Annotated in this window: 17 protein-coding genes; 6 read left to right on the top strand and 11 right to left on the bottom strand. The window is 64.9% G+C overall.

The window, feature by feature from the left end; translation table 11 throughout:
* Positions 1 to 22: 22 nt before the first annotated feature.
* Both ACM9HJ_RS15355 and ACM9HJ_RS15350 read right to left on the bottom strand, forming a co-directional pair.
* Positions 23 to 1,054 (bottom strand): YeiH family protein, encoded by a 1,032-nt coding sequence (locus ACM9HJ_RS15355; protein ID WP_416572623.1) that lies wholly within the window; start codon positions 1,052 to 1,054, stop codon positions 23 to 25.
* Positions 1,051 to 1,293: a DUF6356 family protein gene (locus tag ACM9HJ_RS15350; protein WP_416572622.1), complete on the bottom strand. Its 243-nt coding sequence runs from the start codon at positions 1,291 to 1,293 to the stop codon at positions 1,051 to 1,053. The genes ACM9HJ_RS15355 and ACM9HJ_RS15350 overlap by 4 nt, the downstream gene beginning before the upstream one ends.
* Before the next feature lie 131 nt (positions 1,294 to 1,424).
* Here ACM9HJ_RS15350 and ACM9HJ_RS15345 point away from each other — a divergent pair, with 131 nt between their 5' ends.
* Positions 1,425 to 1,889, top strand: a complete 465-nt coding sequence (locus ACM9HJ_RS15345; RefSeq protein WP_416572621.1) for an Lrp/AsnC family transcriptional regulator — start codon at positions 1,425 to 1,427, stop codon at positions 1,887 to 1,889.
* On the opposite strand, the gene ACM9HJ_RS15340 is transcribed toward ACM9HJ_RS15345, so the two are convergent.
* Positions 1,874 to 3,526: a protoglobin domain-containing protein gene (locus ACM9HJ_RS15340; protein ID WP_416572620.1), complete on the bottom strand. Its 1,653-nt coding sequence runs from the start codon at positions 3,524 to 3,526 to the stop codon at positions 1,874 to 1,876. The genes ACM9HJ_RS15345 and ACM9HJ_RS15340 overlap by 16 nt on opposite strands.
* 213 nt (positions 3,527 to 3,739) lie before the next feature.
* On the opposite strand from ACM9HJ_RS15340, the gene ACM9HJ_RS15335 reads away from it, so the two are divergent.
* The gene (locus ACM9HJ_RS15335; RefSeq protein ID WP_416572619.1) at positions 3,740 to 4,774 is read left to right on the top strand and encodes a LacI family DNA-binding transcriptional regulator; all 1,035 of its coding nucleotides are present in this window, start codon (positions 3,740 to 3,742) and stop codon (positions 4,772 to 4,774) included.
* 177 nt (positions 4,775 to 4,951) lie between these two features.
* Here ACM9HJ_RS15335 and ACM9HJ_RS15330 read toward each other — a convergent pair whose 3' ends face one another.
* The 3 genes from ACM9HJ_RS15330 to ACM9HJ_RS15320 all read right to left on the bottom strand — a co-directional run bounded on the left by ACM9HJ_RS15330 (position 4,952) and on the right by ACM9HJ_RS15320 (position 11,331).
* The gene (locus ACM9HJ_RS15330) at positions 4,952 to 6,466 is read right to left on the bottom strand and encodes a tryptophan halogenase family protein (protein ID WP_416572618.1); all 1,515 of its coding nucleotides are present in this window, start codon (positions 6,464 to 6,466) and stop codon (positions 4,952 to 4,954) included.
* A 32-nt stretch (positions 6,467 to 6,498) separates the two neighbouring features.
* Positions 6,499 to 8,019, bottom strand: coding sequence for a tryptophan halogenase family protein (locus tag ACM9HJ_RS15325; protein WP_416572617.1), 1,521 nt, complete (start codon positions 8,017 to 8,019; stop codon positions 6,499 to 6,501).
* 252 nt (positions 8,020 to 8,271) lie between these two features.
* On the bottom strand, positions 8,272 to 11,331 hold the full coding sequence (locus ACM9HJ_RS15320; protein WP_416572616.1) for a TonB-dependent receptor: 3,060 nt from the start codon (positions 11,329 to 11,331) through the stop codon (positions 8,272 to 8,274).
* Positions 11,332 to 12,033: 702 nt separating this feature from the next.
* Between ACM9HJ_RS15320 and ACM9HJ_RS15315 the strand changes: the two genes are divergently transcribed.
* Entirely contained in the window at positions 12,034 to 14,298 is a 2,265-nt protein-coding gene (locus tag ACM9HJ_RS15315; RefSeq protein WP_416572615.1) for a beta-glucosidase family protein, read from the top strand.
* A 127-nt stretch (positions 14,299 to 14,425) separates the two neighbouring features.
* Positions 14,426 to 14,815 carry a hypothetical protein gene (locus ACM9HJ_RS15310; protein ID WP_416572614.1) on the top strand — a complete coding sequence of 130 codons (390 nt, stop codon included), beginning with the start codon at positions 14,426 to 14,428 and terminating at the stop codon, positions 14,813 to 14,815.
* Here the strand turns inward: ACM9HJ_RS15310 and ACM9HJ_RS15305 are convergent.
* From ACM9HJ_RS15305 to ACM9HJ_RS15285, 5 genes are all read right to left on the bottom strand, one after another.
* Positions 14,806 to 15,765 (bottom strand): nucleoside hydrolase, encoded by a 960-nt coding sequence (locus tag ACM9HJ_RS15305; RefSeq protein WP_416572613.1) that lies wholly within the window; start codon positions 15,763 to 15,765, stop codon positions 14,806 to 14,808. The genes ACM9HJ_RS15310 and ACM9HJ_RS15305 overlap by 10 nt on opposite strands.
* A gap of 73 nt (positions 15,766 to 15,838) precedes the next feature.
* A complete protein-coding gene (locus ACM9HJ_RS15300; protein ID WP_416572612.1) occupies positions 15,839 to 17,785 on the bottom strand; it encodes a diguanylate cyclase domain-containing protein in 1,947 nt (648 codons plus the stop codon).
* A 102-nt stretch (positions 17,786 to 17,887) separates the two neighbouring features.
* Positions 17,888 to 18,985, bottom strand: coding sequence for a TAXI family TRAP transporter solute-binding subunit (locus tag ACM9HJ_RS15295; protein WP_416572611.1), 1,098 nt, complete (start codon positions 18,983 to 18,985; stop codon positions 17,888 to 17,890).
* A 138-nt stretch (positions 18,986 to 19,123) separates the two neighbouring features.
* Positions 19,124 to 19,702 (bottom strand): HupE/UreJ family protein, encoded by a 579-nt coding sequence (locus tag ACM9HJ_RS15290; protein WP_416572610.1) that lies wholly within the window; start codon positions 19,700 to 19,702, stop codon positions 19,124 to 19,126.
* A 70-nt stretch (positions 19,703 to 19,772) separates the two neighbouring features.
* Positions 19,773 to 19,931: a hypothetical protein gene (locus tag ACM9HJ_RS15285; protein ID WP_416572609.1), complete on the bottom strand. Its 159-nt coding sequence runs from the start codon at positions 19,929 to 19,931 to the stop codon at positions 19,773 to 19,775.
* 83 nt (positions 19,932 to 20,014) lie between these two features.
* Here ACM9HJ_RS15285 and ACM9HJ_RS15280 point away from each other — a divergent pair, with 83 nt between their 5' ends.
* Both ACM9HJ_RS15280 and ACM9HJ_RS15275 read left to right on the top strand, forming a co-directional pair.
* On the top strand, positions 20,015 to 20,671 hold the full coding sequence (locus tag ACM9HJ_RS15280; RefSeq protein WP_416572608.1) for a glutathione S-transferase family protein: 657 nt from the start codon (positions 20,015 to 20,017) through the stop codon (positions 20,669 to 20,671).
* 163 nt (positions 20,672 to 20,834) lie between these two features.
* Positions 20,835 to 22,910, top strand: coding sequence for a S46 family peptidase (locus tag ACM9HJ_RS15275; protein WP_416572607.1), 2,076 nt, complete (start codon positions 20,835 to 20,837; stop codon positions 22,908 to 22,910).
* The last annotated feature ends 32 nt before the right edge of the window (positions 22,911 to 22,942 follow it).

Here is a 22,942-nt window from a genome sequence, read left to right as displayed (position 1 = left end):
CTCGGCGCCTGAGGGCGCTGTATTAACTGCCGAGCAGCGAAATGAAGCAGAGCGCGAAGACGGCCAGCAGCAGCGTCTGGCCCACCAGGGCCGCCACGGGACGGGGCCCCAGGGCCGCCAGTTCCTTCAGGCTGGTCTTCATGCCCAGCGCCGCCACGGCCAGCACCAGACAGCCGCGCGACACCTCGCCCAGCAGCGCCAGGGTGGGGGCGGGCAGCAGGCCGGCGCTGTTCACCGCCACCAGGGCGACGAATCCCAGCAGGAACAGCGGGATGGTCGGCAGGGCGGCCTTGCGCGTCCCCTCCCCCTTCTCCCAGAAGATCCAGGCCACGGCCATGACCACGGGCACCAGGCAGGCCACGCGCATCAGCTTGACGATGGCCGCTACCTCCGCCGCATGGTCGGAAACGAGATAGCCCGCCCCCACCACCTGCGCCACATCATGGATGGTGGCGCCGAAGAACAGGCCCGCCTGTTCCTCCCCCAGCCCCAGCAGGCGGGACAGCAGCGGATAAGCCAGCATGGCAATGGTGGACAGGGCGGTGACGCCGACGACCACCAGCAGGGTCGGCTTCTCCGCCTGATGCCTGGCCGGCAATGCCGCGGAAATGGCGAGCGCCGCCGAGGCGCCGCAGATGGCCACGGCGCCTGCGGACAGCAGCGCATGCGCCGGGTTCAGGCGCAGCAACCGGCCGATGACATAGCCACCGGACAGGGTGACCAGCAGGCCGGAAATGGCCAGCGCCACGGCCCCCCAACCCAGACCCAGCATGTCGCCCAGCGTGACCTTGGCGCCCAGCAGCGCCACACCCAGGCGCAGGACCGGCTTGGTGGCGATGGTGATACCCGGCTGGCAGCGGGCGTCGGATGCCAGGAAATTCAGGCCCATGCCGAACAGCAGGGCATAGAGCATCACCGGCCCACCCTGCCACGCCGCCATCTGCCCCGCCGCCAGCGCCACGATGGCGGCCAGCAGCAGGCCGGGCAGCGCGTCGCGTCCCCGCTGGACCAGCGGGTGCCGCGCCGGCTGACTGGTCCAGGGGGCGAACGTCATCGGGTGACCGTCCCCGGTGCGATCACCGTGCGGCGGTCGCGATGGGTGACCATGCGGTCATGCAGGCGGCGGATGGCGTTGCTGCCCGTCTTCACGAACAGGAAGGGGAAGAAACCATGGATCAGACAGGCCAGGCCCGCGAACAGCATGGAGAAGCCGAAATGGAAGGCCTGGCCCATATGGCCCAGATAGCTCTCGCCCACATTGGCCGGATGCTCGTTGAACAGGCGGTACAGCATGGCCTTCCTCCCTATGCCGGAAACAAAGAGAGCCTATCACCGGATTGGCGTGATTTTTGTCTAAATTACCTTGGTCGATCGGGGTAATTCGTGCGAATTTGTTCTAAGATTTTCCGGATTTGGAGAACATTTTGGATCAGATCGATCGCAAGATCCTGGCCACGCTGCAAGCCGACGCGTCGGGTTCGGTGGCGGAAATCGCGGAACGGGCCGGCGTGTCGCAAACGCCCTGCTGGCGCCGTATCAAGCGGCTGGAGGATGACGGGATCATCGCCAAGCGCGTGGCATTGCTGAACCCGGCCAAGCTTAACCTGGGCTTGACCGGCTTCATCCTGATCCGCACGGCCACCCATTCGGAAGAGTGGCTGCAAAAATTCGCCGAAGGGGTGGCCCGCATTCCGGAGGTGATTGAGCTTCACCGCATGTCGGGCGATATCGACTATCTGATCAAGTTCATGGTCGACAGCATCGCCGGCTACGACGCGCTCTATAAACGCCTGATCAAGGTGGCCAACCTGTCGGACGTGTCCGCCGGCTTTTCCATGGAATGCTTGAAATACACGACGGAACTGCCGCTGGATTATGTGCGGGAATAGTCCCTTTCCCTGGCATTGAGCATCTGCCGGATCGCCAGTTGCACCGGGTCCGGCACCGCATCGAACCCGACATGCACGCCGGCACCGCTGATCGCGCGGACCGATGCGCTGACGGTGCCGATGCCGTCCAGGCGCAGCTGGCCGCTGCTGCCGGGGGCGCAGGTCCCCGTCTGCGATCCGTGCAGCAGGCAGCCTTCCACCGACAGGTCCAGGGTGTGGCCGGCAACGCGGGCATGGCCGAATTCCGCCTCGAACCCCACCGACAGTGGCAGGCGCAGGGCGCGGCGACGGTCGCCGGCCGTGGAACGGCGCAGCACCTCCGTCACCCGGCGTCGCAGGCCCGACAACATGTCGTTCACCCCGGCCGCCATCTCCCGCACCTCCGCCGCCGTGTCGCCGGTCATGCGGGCATGGTCCAGCATACCGCCGGCCCGTTCGGCCAGACAACGGGCCTGTTCGGCCGCGGAAAGCGCGCCGCGGGAGATTTCCGCGGTCGCATGGCGTTGCTGGTCCGTGGCGTCGCGCACCTGGCCGGAGATGTTTTCGACATGGCGGATGTCGCGCACCATGCCATCCACCGACCGGCCGGTGGCATCGGTGGCCTGACGGATGTCGCCGGCCTGGACATTGACGGTGCCGATGGCATCCTCCGTCTGGCGGGCCAGGCTTTTCACCTCCCCCGCCACCACGGCGAAGCCGCGCCCGGCATCGCCGGCCCGCGCCGCCTCGATATTGGCGTTCAGGGCCAGCAGCTTGGTCTGGGCGGCGATGGCCTGGACCAGCTTCGCCACGTCGCTGATCCGCCCCGTGGCCTGGGACAGGCCGGCCACGATGCGGGCGGCGTCACCGGCCTGTTTGGCCACCGTGTCGGTGACGGTGGCACTCTGCGCCACCTGTTCGGCGATGGCCTGGCTGGCGCTTTCCAACTGTTCGGTGGCCGTCGCCACGGCCTGCACATCGGCCAGCGCATGGGCCGCCGCTTCGGCCATGGCCGAAGCGGCATCATGCAGATCATCGGCGATGGTGCCCAATCGGTCGGCACTGTCGGCCATATGCAAGGCCTTGGCCGCCACATCGGCCACCGTCTGGTCGATGTCATGTTCGATCCGGTCGGTGAGCTGCAGCAGTTCCAGCTTCAGCCGCGTCGCCTCCCCGCTTTCGGCATAGGTAGAGATAGCCAGTTCCATGTCCAGCAGGGTGGCGCGCATCACGGCGTTCAGGGCGGCATGCGTGCGTTCGCGCGACCAGCGCCGTTCCAGCAGCAGGCCGATGATGTCATCCAGGAAATGCGCATAGGCACCGACATACCAGCGCGGTTCCAGCCCGATCCGGTCATGCGTCCGCCCCACGCGCCGCGCGCGGTCGAAATAATCCGCGTCGAAATCGCCGGAGAACAAGTCACCCCAATGGTCCACCTGCGCCCCGATCAAGCGGTCCACCTGCCCCGCCCCGGCGATCAGCGGCGCCAGCCGTTCCACCCCCGCCAGACGCCGGTAGAAACCGGCCGCCACGCGCGGCAGGGCCGGCATCAGCACCGCGCGCGCATCGCGCAGGGCCGCCCGCGCCTGCTGGTCCAGGCGAAAGAAATCCAGGCGTTCTTCGACCAACGCGGTGTCGGGGGCGCAATCCTTGGGCATGGCGACGGGCTCCGGCGGAGGGGGCGGATGATTGGTGCGCACCATAGGCCGATTGCACAGGCCGGCATTGACCCACCTCAATCTGGGCGGGAATGCGGCGGGTCTGACATCGTTATCCGACGCTTGCAAAGTGTGGAGTTTCCGTGAAATTTGGGGGCCGGTCCCGTCGGGACCAACTGAACGCGCCGCCTTCTACTCAACGGGTGTTCCAACGTGGCAGAACGCAAGCCGACGATCATCGATGTCGCCCGCGCCGCCGGTGCGTCTATCAAGACCGTTTCCCGTGTCATGAACAATGAACGCTATGTCAGCGCGGAAACGCGCGAACGCGTGCAGAAGGTCATGGCGGAATTGCAGTTCCAGCCAAACAAGTCCGCCCAGAGCCTGAAAGGCGACAAATCCTATCTGATCGCCCATGTCTATGGCGATCCGGGCGGCCCCTATACCGGCCAGATCCAGATGGGCCTGCTGACCCGCTTCCGCGACCAGGGCTATCACCTGCTGATCGAGGAGATCGATTATCGCGGCGACGATGTGGAGGAGCGGGTCAGCAAGCTGGTCAATCAGCTGAACCTGGACGCCGTGGTCCTGACCGCCCCCGTCACCGACAATGACACGGTCATCGGCGTCATCGAACGCGCCAACATCCCCTATGTCCGCGTCACCCCGCAGCATGAGCGCGAGGGCGGGTCGTCGGTGCGCATCGACGAGCGGGCGGCCAGCAACGACCTGGCCCTGCACCTGCTGGCCTTCGGGCACCGGCGCATCGGCTTCATCAAGGGGCCGGAACATCATGCCGGCACGCGGCTGCGCTATTCCGGCTATTGCGATGCCTTGCGCGAATATGGGCTGGAACCCGATCCGGAGATCATCGAGCAGGGCGGTTTCACCTATCGCTCCGCCCTGTCCTGCGCGCGCCGGCTGCTGTCGCTGCCGGAACCACCCACGGCCGTGATCGCGTCGAACGACGAAATGGCCGCCGCCGTGCTGTCGGTGGCGCATGATCGCGGCCTGTCGCTGCCGGGCGACCTGTCGGTGGTGGGGTTCGATGATATCGAACTGGCGGAGATGGTCTGGCCGCCGCTGACCACGGTGAAGCAGCCCATCCAGGAACTGGCCGATGCCGCGGCGGAAATCCTGGTCAACGTCCTGACCCGCAAGAAGGGGGAGGCGGCACCGGTGGCCCACCGGGTGCTGCCTCATCACGTAGTCATCCGCCGGTCGACGGCACCACCGGCGCGGCGGTGAGGGGGATTATTTACCGTCGGCATGAATGATTGACCTTCGGCCAATCATTCATGCCCCTCAGTCGCCGGCGCCCACATCCGTGGGTTGGCTACGCCGCACGAGCGGCGCGGCGGCAGTCGCCGCCGTACTAACGGTCAAACATTTTGACCGTTAGTATTGCCCCTCACCATATCCCCCTCAGATATCCCGCGGCGCGCGGCAATGTTCGCGCAGGAACTGCGCATGGCCGGGCAGGCCCTCCACCTGCGACCGCAGGATGGGAGCGGAGCGGTCCAGCGTCTCCGTGATCACGCTCATCGGCAGCTTGTCGACAAACGGCTGATAGCGTGACGGGCGCACGCCCATGCCCTCATAGACCGACTGCCAGCTGGCCGCGCCGAACAGTTCCTCCAGCCCCTGGCGCAGGATGCCGGTGGCCTTGAACAGGTCCATGCGGGCCCGCAAGGAGGGCGGGATCGGCGCACGGCGGACGGCCCGCCAGAAGGGCGTGTCGTCGCGCTGGGTCGTGCAGTAATGCAGCACGATGAAGTCGCGCACCTCCTCATATTCTGCACCGATGCGGCGGTTGAACTCGTTGGCCAGCGAAGGGTCGAAATCGCAATCGGGGAAGAAGCGCAGCAGATAGTCGGCGGCGCGATAGACCAGATGGATGGCGGTGGATTCCAGCGGCTCGATGAAGCCCGCGGCCAGGCCTAGGGCCACGCAGTTCTTCTCCCACATCTTGGCGCGCATGCCGGTGCGGAAGGGTATGACGGCCGGATCGATGATCGGCCGGCCACGCACCTGGCGCATCAGGGTGGCAATGGCCTCATCATCGGACAGGAAATGGCTGGAGAAGACATAGCCGTTGCCGGCCCGGTGCTGCAAAGGGATACGCCAGCGCCAGCCGCAATCCTGAGCATGGGCCAGGGTGTAGGGATGGACGTCGGCATCGTCGTCGGTATTCTCCGTCTGCACGGCGATGGCGCGGTTGCACAGCAGCTCGCTCGACCAGTCGATGAAACCCACGCCCAAGGTCTGGCCCAGCAGCAGGGAGCGGAAGCCCGTGCAATCGATGAAGAAATCGCCATCCACCACCTTGCCATTGGCCAGGTCCAGCCCTTCGATATGGCCGTTGGGCTTGGTGCGGACACGGGTGATGCGGCCCTCCGTCCGGGTCACGCCGCGCGCCTCCGAATAATTGCGCAGATATTGCGCCACGCGCTTGGCATCGACATGCAGGGCGTAGGAGGCGGACGAGATCAGGGTGCGCTGCGCCTTGAAGGGCAGCATGAACTTGAACTGGTCGGCCATCACGGTGGCGGGCGCGAAATCCTGCAATTCCGACGGATGCCCCGCCTCCTTGGCGCGCAGCCAGCATTGGTAGAATTCATGGGTGTCGATCTGGCCGCCCAGGGTACCGAACGGATGGTAATAGGTCAGGTCCTTCTTGAACCAATCCTCGAACCGGATTGCCAGTTTGAAGCTGGCATCGGTGGCCGCGATGAATTCCTGCTCGTCGATGCCCAGGTTGCGCAGCAGCACCACGAAGGGCGGGATCGTGCTTTCGCCCACGCCGATCGTGCCGATCTCATCGGATTCCACCAGTTCGATGGCGGTCTGCGTGCCCTTCAGCATGAAGGACAGCATGGAGGCGGTGATCCAGCCTGCGGTGCCGCCCCCGGCGATGACGATCTTCTTCAACGGCTTCATGGTGTTTCCCCTATCATTCCTTTGTTGGCGGATCACATGTCCGCCTTGGCGTAGCGTTCGATGAACTCACTATGCGTGGGACAGTCCTTGACGGCCTGGGCGATGGCGTTGCGCATGCCGCCCAGCGCGCGGGACAGGCCGGCCACGTCGTACCCGTCCAAAGCCGGATCATATCCGTCGGGCAGGATGCCGAAGCCGTTATAGATGGCCAGCCAACTGGACGGCTGGAACATCTCCCACCGGTAGCGGATGATATGGCCGCGGCGCTTCCACATCTCCAGCTTGTGCAGCAGGCTTTCCGGCAGTTCGACCTCCCGGCAGGCGCGCCAGAAGGCGTTGTCCTGGCGCTGGTTGGCCCAGTAATGCAGGATCACGAAATCGCGCACCCGCTGAAGCTCACGCCGGCTCCAGTCGTTGTATTCATCCACCAGGCGCGGATCGATCTGCCGGCCGGGGAACAACTGCTTCAGTTTCTCGATACCCGTCTCGATCAAGGCGATTGACGTGCTCTCCAGTGGCTCCAGAAACCCGGAAGACAGGCCGATGGCGACGCAATTGCCCTTCCATGCCTGCTTGCGGCGGCCGGGAGTGAAGGCGATGCGGCGCGGGGCCATCTTCAAATCGCGGCCGACGGCCCCCAGCAACTCCTCCTCCGCATCGCCATCACTGATGAAGCGGCTGGAATAGACATAGCCATGGCCCGTGCGGTGCTGCAACGGGATGGTCCAGCGCCAGCCGGCGCTGTGCGCCGTGACGCGAGTATAGGGTGGCGGCGGGCTGATGGCGTTCCCCTGGGCCGCCAGCGCGCGGTCGCAGAACAGCCATTGCGTCCAATCCTCATACCCCGATTTCATCGCCCCTTCGATCAGCAGGCCGCCGAAGCCGGAGCAATCAACGAACAGGTCGCCGGTGATCGTGTCGCCATTGTCGAGCAGCAGACCGGTGATGTGCCCGTCCTCGGCCCGCTGTTCCACCCGCTCCACCTTGGCATCAATGCGCCGCACGCCCTTGCCCTCGGCGTTCTTGCGCAGAAACTGCGCGAACAGGCCGGCATCGAAATGCAGGGCCCAGTCGAAGACCGACAGGGTGCTGGGCGGGTTGGGCGAGGGCGTGGTGAAGCGTCCGGCCCGCGCCAGCGCCACGGCCAGCGAATAATCGCCGAAATCCGTCTGCTCCCCCGCGGCGCGCAGGCGCAGCCAATATTGGTGGAAGGGAATATTGCGCAGATCCTGGCCATAGACGCCGAACGGATGGATGAAGCTGGATTCAGGGTTCAGCCATCCGTCGAACTGAATGCCCAGCTTCACCGTGCCGTGCGTGGCCTTCATCACATCCAGGTCGCGCAGGCCGATGGATTGATAGAATTGCCGGATCGTGGGGATCGTCGCCTCCCCCACCCCGATGGTGCCGATGGACGAGCTTTCCACCAGCGTGATCGTCATCCTGGAACCCCGGAAATGGTCGGCCAGCGCGGCCGCTGTCATCCAGCCGGCCGTACCGCCCCCGACAATGACGACGTCACGGATGCGGTTGTCGGTGCCGTTGGGGGACATGGGTGAATTTCCTCATCGACGTATTGGAAGAAGACTACCCCTCTTCGTCATCCCAGCGAAAGCCAGGCCCCAGGGGCCACAGGATCAAACCTCGACGCAGCTTGGATCAAAGCTGCCGAAAGGTCGGGCGCTTGGTCCCTGGGTCCCGGCTTGTCACCGGGATGACGGAAAAGGGAGTAAAACGCGAAAGGGCGCCGCCTTGATGTGCGTGCACATCCCGACGGCGCCCCCTCATTTCACGCTACAGGTGCATTACCACTTGAAGCGGACGCCGACCGTGTAACGGGTCTCGTACTCGTTCTGCCAGGCATACTGCGTCACGCCCGGTTCGAACTCCACGAAGTAATCCTCGATCTCGCCGGTGATGTTGGAACCGTTGGCGTAGACCGTGATTTGCTCATTGACGTTGTAGCTGAGGTTAACGTCAACGAACTGCGAGGTATCCTGGTAGACCGGGAAGTCCTTGAACGTGTTCTCCAGGCGCTTGCTGCGGAAATTGTACGCAACGCGTGCCTGGATATTGTCGTCCTGGTACCAGCCGACCAGATTGAACTGGTGCTTGGAATTGTCGGCGAAGGCCAGCTTCTTGCCCGACGACAGGGTCTGTTCGCTGGGCGAGTAGGTGTAGTTGGTATCGACACCGAAGTTGGAGATGAAGCTGTCATTGTCCAGGAAGTCCTTGAAGGACAGCTTGGCACCAACCTCGACACCTTCCACGCGCCCGCCTTCACCCTGCTGCGGACGGGTCACGTTGACCGTACGGCGGATCACGCCGTCCTGGTCGGGGAACCGCCCGTCGGCCGTGGTGCGGGTGACGACGTAGCTGTCGATATTCATCCGGAACACGGCCAGGTTCAGCATGCTGGCCTTGCCGACATAATACTCGATCGCCGCATCCCAGTTATCCGCACGCCACGGATCCAGGTTGGGATTGCCATTGGCCTCGGCACTGGTGACGACGCGAATACCCAGCCCCGGATCGTCGGCGGTGTTGATCTTCAAGGCGCCGCCATACTTCAACAGGTCCAGCGGCTGCATGGTCTTGGAGTAGCTGAAGCGCAGACGCAGGTCGTCGGTGACATCGTAGGACGCGTTCAACGCCGGCAGATAGTCGTAGTAGGAACGCTTGGAGACCACATCGCCAGCGTCGATGTTGGTGTCGCCATAATTCAGGGTGTCACCCGTGATGTTCTGGCGGACCTGCAGCTCCGTGCGGATGATCTTCACGCCGGCCGTACCGGACAGGCGGCCGAACTCGAAGTTGGTGTTGATGTAGCCGCTGTCTTCCGTCAGGTCGACGGCATAGGACTGGCCCGGGATGATGGCACGATCGGCGCCGCCGAACACCTTCTTGTGGAAGGCTTCCGGATCGTCGAAGTCGCGCGGGTCGATGGCCCAGAAGCCGGGGACGCCCTTGGTGATGGAACCCATATTGTCGACCCAGATCACGTTGTTATACGTGTCGAGGCGGGTGGGCGCGTTCACCGTGTAGCCCTGGAACACCAGCTGGCCGGTAACCGGATCGGGCACGAACTCGCCCGCCTGGCATTGGTTCTGGTTCATGACGACGTCGATGGCCTTCCACTGGGCCGAACAGCCCGAGGTGTTGGGCTGGCCGGCGGCGTTCACGCCCTTGCCCTGGTAGAAGGTGGAGAACAGGTGGAACTGCTCGATCGACACCGACCGGTCCGACCGGCGGATGCCCACATCGATCTTGTTGAGGAAACCGGCCAGCGGCTCCTCGAAATCATAATGGGTGTCGATGCGATAGACGTTCAGGTCTGACTTCGCCTCGTTATTGCCCTCCGAGGAGAAGGCGCCGATGGCGTAGCTGTCCTTGTTGGCCATGTAGTCGGTCAGCGTCTTGCCGGCACCCAGGCCACCGGAGATCGGGTTGTTGAAGCCCGACCAGACCGGGCTGCTGCCCGAAATGTCGTAATGCAGCTGCGGGTTCTGGCCATAACCCAGCGGGTTGGGATCGACATAACGACCGCCCAGGCTGCCAACGATATTGTTGGTGTAGCGCGAGGCGGGGAAGGTCGAGGCGATGGAGGCCGGATAGAAGGTGCCACGGGTACGGTCGGCGGCGTCACGGAACAGGGTGAAGCGGCCCGGCGCGTATTTCCAGTTCGACAGGTCACCCTGCGCCTGGCCATTCATCGACAGACGGTCGGCATCCGAGCGCATGGCCCGGGCTTCCATCTTGAACGGACCGCCATTGTCGTACTTCAGTTCGGCGTTGTAGTTCTTCGATTCCGACTTGTTGACGCGGTTGACGGAGAAGGAGTTCACCCACCAGGCGTCAATGTCGTACTCGTCCACGGCCTGCCAATTGCCGCCGCTGACCGGGGTCGTGGAGGTCGGCTTGGTCCAGACACCGAAAGCGTCGCCCGACCAACGGTTGGAGATGTTCAGGCCGGCAGCGCGGTTATACTCGTCCATCTTGGTGTAGAAGCCTTCGGCCAGGAAGGTGAACCCCTCCCCCAGATCGGCTTCAAACGCACCGGACACGGACAGACGGTCGCGCTCCGTCTCCTTATGGAAGCTCTCGAACCCATGCGGCGAGATGAACTGGTTGGGGTTGGTCCCGCCCCAGTCATTATTGCCGGACAGGCCGCCGACGCCGGGCCCCGGTGCCAGACCTGCATAGTTGTTGCCCAGGTTGGCCTGGCTGCCGGCAGCGGAAACCAGCACGCCGATGCGGTCACCGCGCCAGGAAACCAGACCATTGGCCAGGTAATCCTTTTCCTTGGTGTCCTTGCCGGTCTGGCCTTCGACGGCGCCCGACGCGGCGAAGCCATAGGGCATGTCCGACGGACGGCGGGTGCGCAGATCGATGGTACCGGAAACGCCGGACAAGGCGTTCTTGGTATCCGTGGTCTTGTAGACCACGACGGCGTTCATCAGCTGCGCCGGCACGTCGGTCAGGTTGGGCTTGGCCTCACCCTGGTTGCCGGCGGACAGGTATTGCTCACCATTCAGCATGGTGATGACCTGCGGCAAGCCGCGGACATTCACCGTGGAACCTTCGCCGGCATCGCGGCGGATCTGGATACCCGGCACGCGCTGCAGGCTGTCCGCGATGGTCACGTCGGGCAGCTTGCCGATATCTTCCGACGAGATGGCATCGACGATGGCCGTCTGGTTGCGCTTGACGTCGACCGACCGCTGCTGCGAGGCGCGGACGCCGGTGACGATGATTTCATCAAGCGTATTGGTGCCGGCCGGTACAGCCTGCGCCAGGGCGGTGGTGGCCATCGCCAGCGGCGAGACCCCCGCCAGCAAAGCCACGGCCAGACCGCGACCAAGCATTGAATGCATCCCTGTCAAGAGATCCTCCCTCAGTGCAAAATTATACGTGTGATTTCTTGGCGCCTGAATACGCGGGATCATTCACAGAAGGCCCCTTCAAGGCTTCATGCGTCTGATAGTCGTCGATCGGGCTCTTGAATAAGCCGCCTCGTTTGTTTCCCCACCCATCCGGGCGTGCTTGCCACACGCTCCCATCCTTGTGGTGACGAATTTACGGCAGGCCGATTTGATGTCAAGCGCTATATGTCATCGTTGTCATACATAGTGACAGCGTAGACATCGCTTGTCCGGGTCATAAACAGAAAATCGACATGCTTGCAGCGCTTATATAATTTCCGCGACTGCGAAGGCGAACAGCGCAGAAGCCCGGTTTTCAAGCGTTTCAGGCGGGGGACCTGCCCAGTGCAGGGGTACAACTTGTCCATTGTTGCCAGGATGTCACGCAACCGCGTGGAATTGATACTGACAGGCTGGACAGAAATCGGACAACGTTGTCTGTTTTCACTGACAATCCCTGTGGCCTTTGATATTATGCCTGCCGAACCGCCCGCAACCAATGTCGGGTGGACGCCGGGAGGAACGGGAAGGCGGCGCCGCTGGCGGCATTTTTCCATTCCTGGTGACGTGAACCCTCTTGCGGGACAAGGCCGGACCGCATCGCGGCCCTTGCTTTGGCACCATGATGATGAAAGAGAAATGCCAATGAATAACAGGAAGATGCGGGCCTTCATGTCCACCTTGCTGCTGGCCACGGCCCTGTCCGCTGGCGCCGTTGCCGCCACCGGAATCACCGCGCCGGCCCATGCCGCCGCCACAGCCCGGCCCTGGATGGACACCAGCCTGTCCGCCGACGCGCGCGCCGACCTGCTGCTGCGCGAGATGACGGTGGAGGAGAAGAAGATTCTGGTCTTCGGTTATTTCGGCTCCCCCATGAAGGACAAAAACTACGTCCCGCCGGCGGGCATCCGCATGGGATCGGCGGGCTATGTCCCGGGAATCGACCGGCTGGGCATTCCCGCGCAATGGCAGACCGATGCCGGCGTCGGCGTGGCCACGCAACGCGACAGCACCGATCCGATGCGCGAACGCACCTCCCTGCCCGCCGGCATCGCCACGGTGGCCAGCTGGAATCCGGCACTGGCCCGCCAGGGCGGGGCCATGATCGGCAAGGAAGCGCGCCTGTCCGGTTTCAACGTCATGCTGGCCGGCGGCATCAACCTGGTGCGCGAGCCGCGCAACGGCCGCAATTTCGAATATGGCACGGAGGACCCGCTGCTGGCCGGCATCATGGTCGGCGCCCAGATCAGCGGCATCCAGTCCAACAACATCGTCTCCACCATCAAGCATTACGCCTTGAATGCGCAGGAGACGGGCCGCTTCGTCCTGTCGGCCAATATCGACGAGGCCGGGGTCCGCATGTCGGACCTGCTGGCCTTCGAGATCGCCATGGAGCGATCGAACCCCGGCTCCGTCATGTGCGCCTATAATCGCTATAATGGCGATTACGCGTGCGAGAGCGACTTCTTGCTGAACAAGGTGCTGAAGGGCGACTGGGCCTATCCCTATTATGTCATGTCCGACTGGGGCGCCGTGCACAGCACAGTCAAGGCCGCCAATGCCGGCCTTGACCAGGAATCGGGCTTCGTCTTCGACAAGGAACCCTATTTCGGGCCGGAACTGCTGGGCAAGGCGCTGGCCGACGGATCGGTCGGCATCGCCCGACTGGACGATATGAATCGCCGCATCCTGCGCGCCCTGTTCGCCCATGGCGTCATGGACAATCCCGTCACCGTGGAAGATCACAAGATCGACTATGCCGCCCATGCCAAGGTGACCCAGGCCGATGCCGAGGAAGGCATCGTGCTGCTGAAGAACCAGGGCGGGCTGCTGCCACTGGCGGTGGGTGCGAAAAAGATCGCCGTGATCGGCGGTTATGCCGACAAGGGCGTGATGGCCGGCGGTGGGTCGTCCACCGTGTTCGGGCCGGGCGGCAACCCGGTGCCCGGCCTGGGGCCGAAGAATTTCCCCGGCCCCATCGTCTTCCACGCCAACCCGCCGCTGGCCGCCATCAAGGCCCGCGCCGGCGGTGAGGTGGCGTTCGATGCCGGCACCGACCCGGCGGTCGCCGCGAAGCTGGCCGCCGACAGCGACATCGCCATCGTCTTCGTCAATCAATGGACAGGCGAAGCCATGGACTTCGCCCTGTCCCTGCCCGACAACCAGGACGCGCTGGTCGCCGCCGTGGCCAAGGCCAACAAGCGCACCATCGTCGTGGTGCAGTCCGGCGGCCCCGTCCTCATGCCCTGGCTGAAGGATGTGGGCGCAGTGCTGGAGGCCTGGTATCCCGGTACAGCCGGTGGAGAGGCCATCGCGCGGGTGCTGTTCGGCGAGGTGGATGCCAGTGGCCGCCTGCCCGTCACCTTCCCCGCCAGCCTGGACCAGTTGCCGCGCCCCAAGCTGGATGGCGAAGGCTTGCCGGACGGCACGAAATTCGACGTCGCCTATCCGGAGGGCGCCGCCGTCGGCTATAAATGGTTCGACAAGAATGGGCACAAGCCGCTGTTCCCCTTCGGCTACGGCCTCTCCTACACCAACTTCGCCTATCAGGACCTGAAGGCGGAGGTCGGTGCCGACGGCACCCTGACCCTGTCCGGCTCCGTCACCAACAAGGGTGCCCGCGCCGGCAAGGCCGTGCCGCAGCTCTATGTCGGTCCCGCTGGCGGCGGCTGGGAGGCGCCGAAGCGGCTGGCCGGGTGGCAGAAGCTGGAACTGGCGCCGGGTGCCAGCGGGCGATTCTCCGTCCCCGTCGATGCCCGCCTGCTGGCCAGCTTCGACGTGGCCAGGAAGGAATGGGTGGTGAAGCCCGGCCGCTACAAGGTCTGGCTGGGGGCATCCGCCACCGACCTGCCCGTGAGCACGGAGGTGGTGCTGAAGGGGGGCAGTTTTAGTGCGGTGAAGGGTAAGTAACCGGTGAAAGGGGCGCTCCACGGGGCGCCCCTTTTTCATTCAGGCTCATTACCTGACAGGTAATCGCGGCGCGCACGTCCCTGCCCCATGATCCAGCCATCGCAACGACGAAACGATGGAGATCATCATGGGTATCAGCACCTTCACTCGCCAATTGCTGCTGATCGATGCCGCCACATGCTTCGCCTCCGGTCTGCTGCTGACCCTGGGATCGGGGCTGCTGGAACCGCTGCTGGGTCTGCCCGCCTGGCTGCTGCTGGAAGCGGGGGTCGTGCTGTTCCCCTGCGCCCTGTTCGCGGCCTGGGCCGGACGGCGGGCTGGTGTGGCGGCGGGGCCGGCCCAGGTCATGGCCGGGCTCAATCTGGCTTGGGTAGCCGGCAGTTTGGCGCTGCTGGCCACGGGCTGGACCACGGCGCTGGGTACGGGCTTCGTGCTGGTCCAGGCCGCGGCTGTGGCCGCCATCGCCACGGCGCAGCTTTTCAGCCTGCGGCAGCGGGGTGGTCTGGCTCAGGCGTAATGCCGGGCCAGATCACCGTAGAGCCGCTCATAGAACGCGTCGCTGTCCTTGACCCGGATCATCACCTCCACGTTGCCGGCCCCATCGGGCAGCAGCAGACCGGCGCCGATGCCCGTCCCTTCCTGCACGATATGCGTCTGGGCACGCACCGTCTCGAACAGGTCGGGATGGAACAGGCCGGCCACGGCCGTGGGGTCGTGCAGGAAGGCGCCGTCGGTATGGAACTTGGGCTTGTCCAAGTGGTAGGGCGCGTTCAGCATCAGTTCCACCTCCCGCCCGAAGCGCGGCAGGGCGCGAGCCCTGGCCAGACGGGCGGGATTGGAGATCAGCTGGTGCGTCACGTCGGCGGGTGCCAGCAGCACCGGCACCCCGCCATTCAGCACCGACTGCGCCGCCGCCGCATCCATCCAGAAATTGAACTCGGCAAAGGGCGTGACATTGCCCCTTCGCACGAAATTGGGCGGCAGCGGCCCGAAGGACCCGCCCATGGCCACGATGCGGCCGATGCGGGCATAGGCGTCGGGTGCGCGAGCCCGCAGCAGCGCCAGATTGGTCAACGGCCCGGTGGCCAGGATGGTGACGGTACGGACCGGCTGCGATCGCAGCACCTGCGCCATCCAGCCCACCCCATCGTGGGAGGCGGGCTGACGCAGCGACGGCGCCAGCACCAGTTCGCCCAGCCCACTCTCGGCGAAGGCGCCATCGCCCGGCGGTGGCTCATCCTTGCCCAGCGGCGCCCTGGCCCCGGCATGGACGGGAATGTCGGGGGCGCCGACATGGTCCAGGAAGGCCAGCGCATTGGCCGTGGTCCGATCCAGCGTGACATTGCCGTTCACCGCACAGATGCCCAGCACCCGTGCCTGACGCGGCAGGGACAGCACCCACATCCAGGCCAGCAGATCATCGGTACCGGGATCGCCGTCCAGGATCAGGGAAATTGGTTGGGTCATGTCGGGTCACGATCGGGCATTGGTTAAGGTGACGGCAGATTAGGGCCTGATGCCGCGGCGGGAAAGCGTCGCGTCACGCCACCAGCCGGTTGCGCCCATCCTGCCGCGCCTGGTCCAGCCGCTTTTCCGCCAGGCCCACCATGTCGGCGGCGGCGTCCATGCTGGTCTTGTAACGCGCCAGCCCGGCAGACAGGGTGACGATGCCATGCGGACTCTGCTGATGCGGCAGGGCCAATTCCGCAATCCCCTCCAGGATTTCCCGCACCCGCCCGTCCAGCGCCACAGCCTCGCCTTCGGTCAGGATCATGGCGATGCGGGCCCCGCCATGGCGATAGACGCGGTCGCCCTGCCCCACCTGCCGCGTCAATGTGCGGAACAGGGTGCGCAGCACCTGATCGCCGGCGGCGGTGCCATAGGCGTCATTATAGGCCTGGAAATGGTCGATATCGGCCAGGATCAGGGCGAAACGGGCCTTGCCCTGGCGCCGGGCCAGATCGAAGACGCTGCGCAGGTCGGCATCGAAGGCGCGGCGGTTATAGGCCCCGGTCAGCGCATCATGCAGGCTCCATTCCTCCAACTGCTTGTTGGCGGCCTCCAGCGCCTCCGTCCTGAGCGCCACCTGCTCCGCCAGCCCGTCGGACGCTTCGCGCACGCGGGCCGCCATGTCCTGGAAGGATCGGGCCAGCGTGCCGATCTCGTCCTGCGCCGCCGTCGGCAGCGGCGTCGTGCCATCGGCCACCGCGGCATACTCGCCGGCCGCCACCTGTTCCGACGCCTGCTTCAATTGCAGGATGGGGCCGGCCACCTGCCGGCGCAGCAGCACGAAGACCAGGGCCAGCATGGCCAGGAAATAGGCGATGCCCATGGCCATGATGGCGCTGGCCGCCTGATGCGCCGTGGCCGCCACCAGCGATTTGGGATATCGGGCGATGAACCACCAGTCCGGTCCCTCCAGCCGCGTCACGGCCAGATAGGCATCGTCCGCCGCATCCTCCACGATCCAGACATTGTCGTCGGGGCCGGGATCGGCCTTGCGCCGTTCCACGCTGTCGCGGATCAGGGCATGGACACGCAGCAGGCCGGGATCACCCAGCTTTTCCAGATTGATGGTGGCCAGTTCCTTGCGCAGCCGGTCCATCCATAAGGGATGGGCCACCAGATGACCGTCGGCCGCCAACACGAAATTATAGGAACCGGGCAGATGATCGGTGATCAGCCGGTCCATCAGATCGGCAACCGAAACATCATGCCCGGCATTGAGCAGGTGCCGGCCCTGATAATCCACCGGCAGCTGATAGGTGACCATCCAGGCCTTGGCCGTATGGTCATGGTAAAGCGGCGTCCAGACCGGCCGGCGCTGCGGATTCTCCGATATCAGGGTGGACCGGATGACGGAAAAGGCCGTCATGTCCAGGTCGGCCTCCACCTCCCGCCCCCAGGCGAAGGAGGGCCAATACATCAGCATGGCGTTTTCCGGCATGCTGATATTGGTATTGATGAAGCGGTTCTGCCAGGCCGGACCATATTGCGCCAGGACATGATGGGTAATGACCAGGCGTCTTTTCAGCTCAGCCGGAATATCCTTCTGGTTGGCGCCAACGAAACCCGTGCTTCCATTGTGCCGGATACCATCCTTGTCGACGATGCCATCGAAATATTCCGGGCGCAGCCGCGTCGCCCCATCGGCTCCCCGCTGGAAATAGGCATCGAAATCCGGGTCGGGCAGGATGGCGGGATCGGCATAGAGCGCCAGGAACCGGTCGCGGAACAGTTCCATGTTGGACGCGGCCAGCTTGAAGATCGCACTTTCCGTGCGGCCGCGTTCCAGCAGATGCGCCTGCAGCCGGTCCAGCGCGTCGCGTTCCGCCCGGTCGTAAATGGTTGAATAACCGATGGCCGTCAGCGCCAGCACGATCAGCATGGACCAGCCGGCCAGCCGCACCACGAACCCGCCCAAGAGCGTGCCCGACAGGCCGGACAAGGGCATCGGCAACAGCCTCACCGCCTTGCGCGCTTCCACGGCCGCACCCTTCCCGCAGCGATCATCCGTGAGAAGGTTATCTTTGTGTGTTTCCAGGGGTCAAGCCTGGAAAGCGAACAGATATCCCGGGGAACAATTTAATTAGTGGGTCGCCGGAACCTTCGGGGCCGGCATCTCGCCCTTGATCATCCCCTTGGTACGGTAGAATCGCTCCGCCCCGGGATGCAGCGGCACCGGCAGACCGGTCAGCGCCGTGGCCAGCTGGATGGACCGGCCGCGCGGATGGCCATTATCCAGCATCGACCGCGTCTGGTCGTTCCACAGTGCCGCCGTGATGTCATGCACCAGTTCCGGCTTCAGATCGCCGCGCACCACCCAGACCGCCCCCACGCCCAGCGATTTGGTGGCGGGCACGCCCTCATAGGTGTCGGCCTCGATCCGGGTCTCGGTGAAATGCGGCATGCGCTTCATCAACTGCATGGCACGGTCGTCACTGAAGGGAACCAGGGCGATGGGGACGCGCCTTGCCAGATCGGCCACGGCCGGCAGCGGATAGCCACCCACGATCAGGAAGGCGTCCAACTCCCCTTCCTCCAGCCGGTCACCACCGGCGGCGGGACTGAGATAAAAGGGTTTGATGGTCTTTTCCGACAGGCCGTAGGTGGCCAGCAAGGCGCGGGCAGTGACAAGGGTACCAGATCCCTGTTCGCCCAGCGCCACCCGCTTGCCCTTCAGATCGGCGGGCGTCCTGATGCCGCTGTTGGCGCGTGTGACCAGATGGATGGTCTCCGTATAGAGATTGGCGATGGCCTTCAGGTCGGGATAGGGGGCTTTCTGGAACGGTTCCGCACCATTGAGCGCCAGATGCGCGATATCGGCCTGGACCAGGGATGATTCCAGCCGGCGTGATCGCATCAGGCCGATATTCTCCACCGCACCCGATGTCGCCTGCGCCACCACGATCAGGCCCGGTACGCCGCAGGCCCCGCCCCGGTCGCAGGGGCGCGATCCCGGCGGATTGCTGACGGCATTGGCCAGCAGCCCGCCGATCAGGAAATAGGTGCCGCCCGTGGTGCCGGTACCGATCTGCAAGAACCGCACCTGTTCGCCCGGTGCCGCCAGGACCGCCGGGGTCGCCAGCAGACCCAGCCCCATCCCCAGCAATTGGCGTCGTCGCAGCAAGGCGGTCTTACGCACGGCTTCGGGCGGACAGGTCGGAGGGTCGGATGGATTGGGCATGGCGAGCGCCCTTTCCTGTGTGGATTTCGATCATACCATGGTGCGCCTGCTACCGACCCCGCGCAACCGGTACGGGGACGAAATGGTATAGGGGGCGACAAAAGTCGGGGCCCTGTGGCCGATATCCAACGTTTTTTGTCACAATATATTCAACAGCATCAGCAGACCGGCCAGGGCGATGAGGGCACCGGCCACCCGCGAGGCCTTGCCCCCGCCGATCTGGTAAAGCGTGGCCGACAATCCCACCCCCGACGACAGGACCAGCACGCAGCCGGCCAGCATGCCGGGCCAGAACAGAATGTTGCTGGTGGCGGGCCCGCCCCATTGCGACAGGCTGATCCCGTGCAAGGCCCCCACTGCCGCCGCCATGACCAGTCCGACCACGGCGGGCAGGTTGAGGGTGGCGGCCAGCAGCCCGCCCAGCACGACCAGCGACGCCTCCAGCGCCAGCCCGGCAAAAGGCAGGTGCAATCCCGCCCGCGTCACCAGCCCGGCAATCAGCCCGGCCGCCAGCGCCAGTCCGGCGCCGGCCCCAGGCGTCCCCCTGCCCTGCATGTCCAGCCACAGGCCCAATCCCAGCAGGCCGAACAGATGCACATAGGTCAGCACCGGCCCCGCCAGCCCGGCGGAAAATCCCGGCGGGATGGAGGCAGCCAGCGCCGTACCGGGAATCGCGACCAGAATGGCGGACAGGCAGAGGGCGATGGAAGGGCGCATGGGCAATCCCGGCGGCTTCAGCGATCACCCTTGATGGCGGCAAGCCATGTGCGGGGTCAAGCAATCGCTATTATAACCGCACATGACGCATCGTCTGCCGGTGCAGGCGGGTGCGATCCTGCATCACCGGCACGCCGTCGGTGCGGGCAAGCGCACCGGGCTGGCGTCGATCGGGGTCAGCATGGCCGGGCTCGTCCGCATCGCCCGGGATGCAATGCGGTCCTGTCATGGGCGATCCCCCCTACCCCCCGCCGCCGCATCGCGCTATGTAGGGGAAAAGGCAGTTCGGGTGACCGACCGGAGATTGGGATCATGAAGCTTTATGGTGTCCTGCTGAGCCCTTATGTCACCCGGGTGCTGCTGGCCATCCGGTACAAGGGGCTGGACATCCCGCTGGTCCCGCCGCCGGGCGGCGGGCTGAAATCGCCGGAATATCTGGCCATCAATCCCTATGGCAAGATGCCGGCCCTGGATGCCGGCGGAGCCACGATCATCGAGTCCGAGGTGATCTGCGAATTCCTGGATGAGCGCTTCCCGGAAAAGCGCATCCTGCCCGGTGACGATCTGGTCCGCGCCCGCGCCCGCATCATCAGCCGTGCCGCCGATCTTTATATCCTGCCCGCTTTGCTGGGCCTGCTGGGCCAGATGAACCCGGCCACCCGCGATGCCAAGCTGGTGGGGGAGAAGCTGGCGGAACTGAAGCGCGGGCGCGACGGGCTGGAGACCTTCATCGACGGCCCCTGGTGCATGGGCGACAGCTTCACCCTGGCCGACTGCGCCATGGTGCCGGCCTGTTTCTTCCTGGAAAAGTTCCTGCCGGCCTTCGGCGGCATCGACATGTTCGCCGACCATCCGCGCATGGGGGCCGTCTGGCGCCACGCCCAGAACGACCCGATGGTGGCTGATCTGCTGAAGGAAATGAACGGCGCGCTGGATGTCTTCATGCGCCGCAGGGCTGCAAACGGCTGACCCGCCTGGCACCATCCACCCCTTGTAAAGCGGCACCAGGACGGCGTTGACCGGTCCCATGGCTTGGGCGCATGGTGCCGCCCCTGTGCCCGTGCGTCCTGCGCGGGCACCAGCGATCCAAATATGCTCCAAAAATTCGAGCGCAGAACAAGGACGGGAAACCATGGTGAAGCCGGTGAAGCTGGCGGTATCGACCGCCGCGACCATCGCCCTGCTGGTGGGTGCGGCCCAGGCCGATGAAGGCATGTGGACCATCGACAATGTGCCCACGGCTTCCATCGCCAAGGCCACCGGCTTCACGCCGGACGCCAAGTGGCTGAAGAAGGCCCAGATGTCCTATGTCCGGCTGGCCGGCGGCTGCTCGGGCAGCTTCGTGTCGGGCGAGGGCATGGTGATGACCAATCACCATTGCGTCGCCGACTGCATCGCCGAACTGTCATCCGCCCAGAAGGATTACCAGACCGACGGCTTCCTGGCCAAGACGCGGCCTGAAGAGAAGAGCTGTGCGGGCATCGAGATCAACCAGCTGGTCGAGATCACCGACGTCACCGCCCAGGTCGAAGCCGCCACCGCCGGCAAGACCGGCCAGGACTTCGCCAATGCCCGCCGCGCCACCCTGGCCGAGATCGAAAAGAACTGTGCCGGCGGCAATGACAAGCTGCGCTGCGACGCCGTGACCCTGTACCAGGGCGGGCGCTATAATCTCTACAAGTACAAGCGCTATCAGGATGTCCGTCTGGCCTTCGCGCCGGAGGCCGCCGCCGCCTCCTTCGGTGGTGATCCGGACAATTTCAACTTTCCCCGCTACGCGCTCGACATGTCGCTGCTGCGCGTCTACGAGGATGGCAAGCCGATCAAGAGCCCCGACCATTTCAAATGGTCCAAGGATGGCAGCAAGGAAGGCGATGCCAGCTTCGTCATCGGCAATCCCGGCTCCACCAGCCGCCTGCGCACCATCGCCGAGCTGGAATTCATCCGCGACAATGTCGCGCCCTCCTTCCTGTTCTACGCACAGGAACGTCGTGGCCGCCTGATCGAGTTCGGGCGTGAGAATGCCGACCGCAACCGCGATGCCTTCGACGATCTGAACAGCATCGAAAATGGCATCAAGGTGTGGAAGGGCCGTCAGCTGGCCCTGGCCGACAAGGAATTCTTCGGGGCCAAGGTCAAGGCCGAACAGGAACTGCGCGCCAAGATCGCGGCCGATCCCAAGCTGTCGGCGGATGTGGGCGACGCGTTCGCGCAGATCGAAAAGGCCCAGTTGCGCTATGCCCAGCTCTATCAGCGTCTGATCCATCTGGAGCGCATGCGCGCCTTCGACAGCGTGCTGGCCATGAATGCCCGCCTGCTGCTGCGCGCCGGTGACGAGCGCCTGCTGCCCAGCGCGCAGCGCCTGCGTGAATATGGCGACAGTCGCCTGCCGGCCCTGAAGCAGCGCCTGTCCAACCCGGCCCCCGTGCATACCGATCTGGAAGTAGCCCTGCTCACCTTCTCGCTCACCAAGCTGCGCGAGCAGTTCGGCCCCGACGACGCCATCGTCAAGGCCGTGCTGGGCAAACAGTCGCCGGATCAGGTGGCGGCCGCCGCCGTCAAGGCCAGCAAACTGAGCGACCCGGCCGAGCGGCTGCGCCTGTTCGAGGGTGGCAAGGCCGCCGTGGACGCGTCCGACGACCCGATGATCAAGCTGATGAAGGTGGTGGATGCCGCCGCCCGTGCGGCCCGCAAGGCCGTGGAAGAGGAAGTGGAAGCCCCGGTGGAGCAGGCCCAGGCCCGCATCGCCAAGGCCCGCTTCGCCATCTATGGCGACAGCGTCTATCCCGACGCCACCCTGTCGCTGCGCGTCTCCTACGGCAAGATCCAGGGCTGGACGGAGGTCGACGGTACCGAAGTGAAGCCCTACACCACCATCGCCGGCCTGTATGAGCGCAATACCGGCGCCTTCCCCTTCGACATGGCCCCCAGCTGGGACCAGGCCAAGGGCAAGGTGAATCTGGACACGCCCTATAACGCCGTTTCCACCAACGACATCATCGGCGGCAATTCCGGCTCCGCCGCCATCAACACCAAGGGTGAGGTGATCGGCCTGGTGTTCGACGGCAATATCCACAGCCTGTCGGGCGATTATGGCTATGAGCCCCGCCGCAACCGCACCGTCATGGTCGATGTGCGCGGCATGGCCGAAGCCCTGCGCAACGTCTATGGCGCGCAGCATATCGTCAAGGAGCTGGGGCTGAAGTAAGAAAACGCCCTCTCCCGCAAAGCGGGTGAGGG

Source organism: Niveispirillum sp. KHB5.9 (genome assembly GCF_048066115.1).
GTDB lineage: Bacteria > Pseudomonadota > Alphaproteobacteria > Azospirillales > Azospirillaceae > Niveispirillum.
The sequence above is the reverse complement of the archived record's forward strand: the minus strand, read 5'-3'. Positions and strand labels throughout refer to the sequence as shown.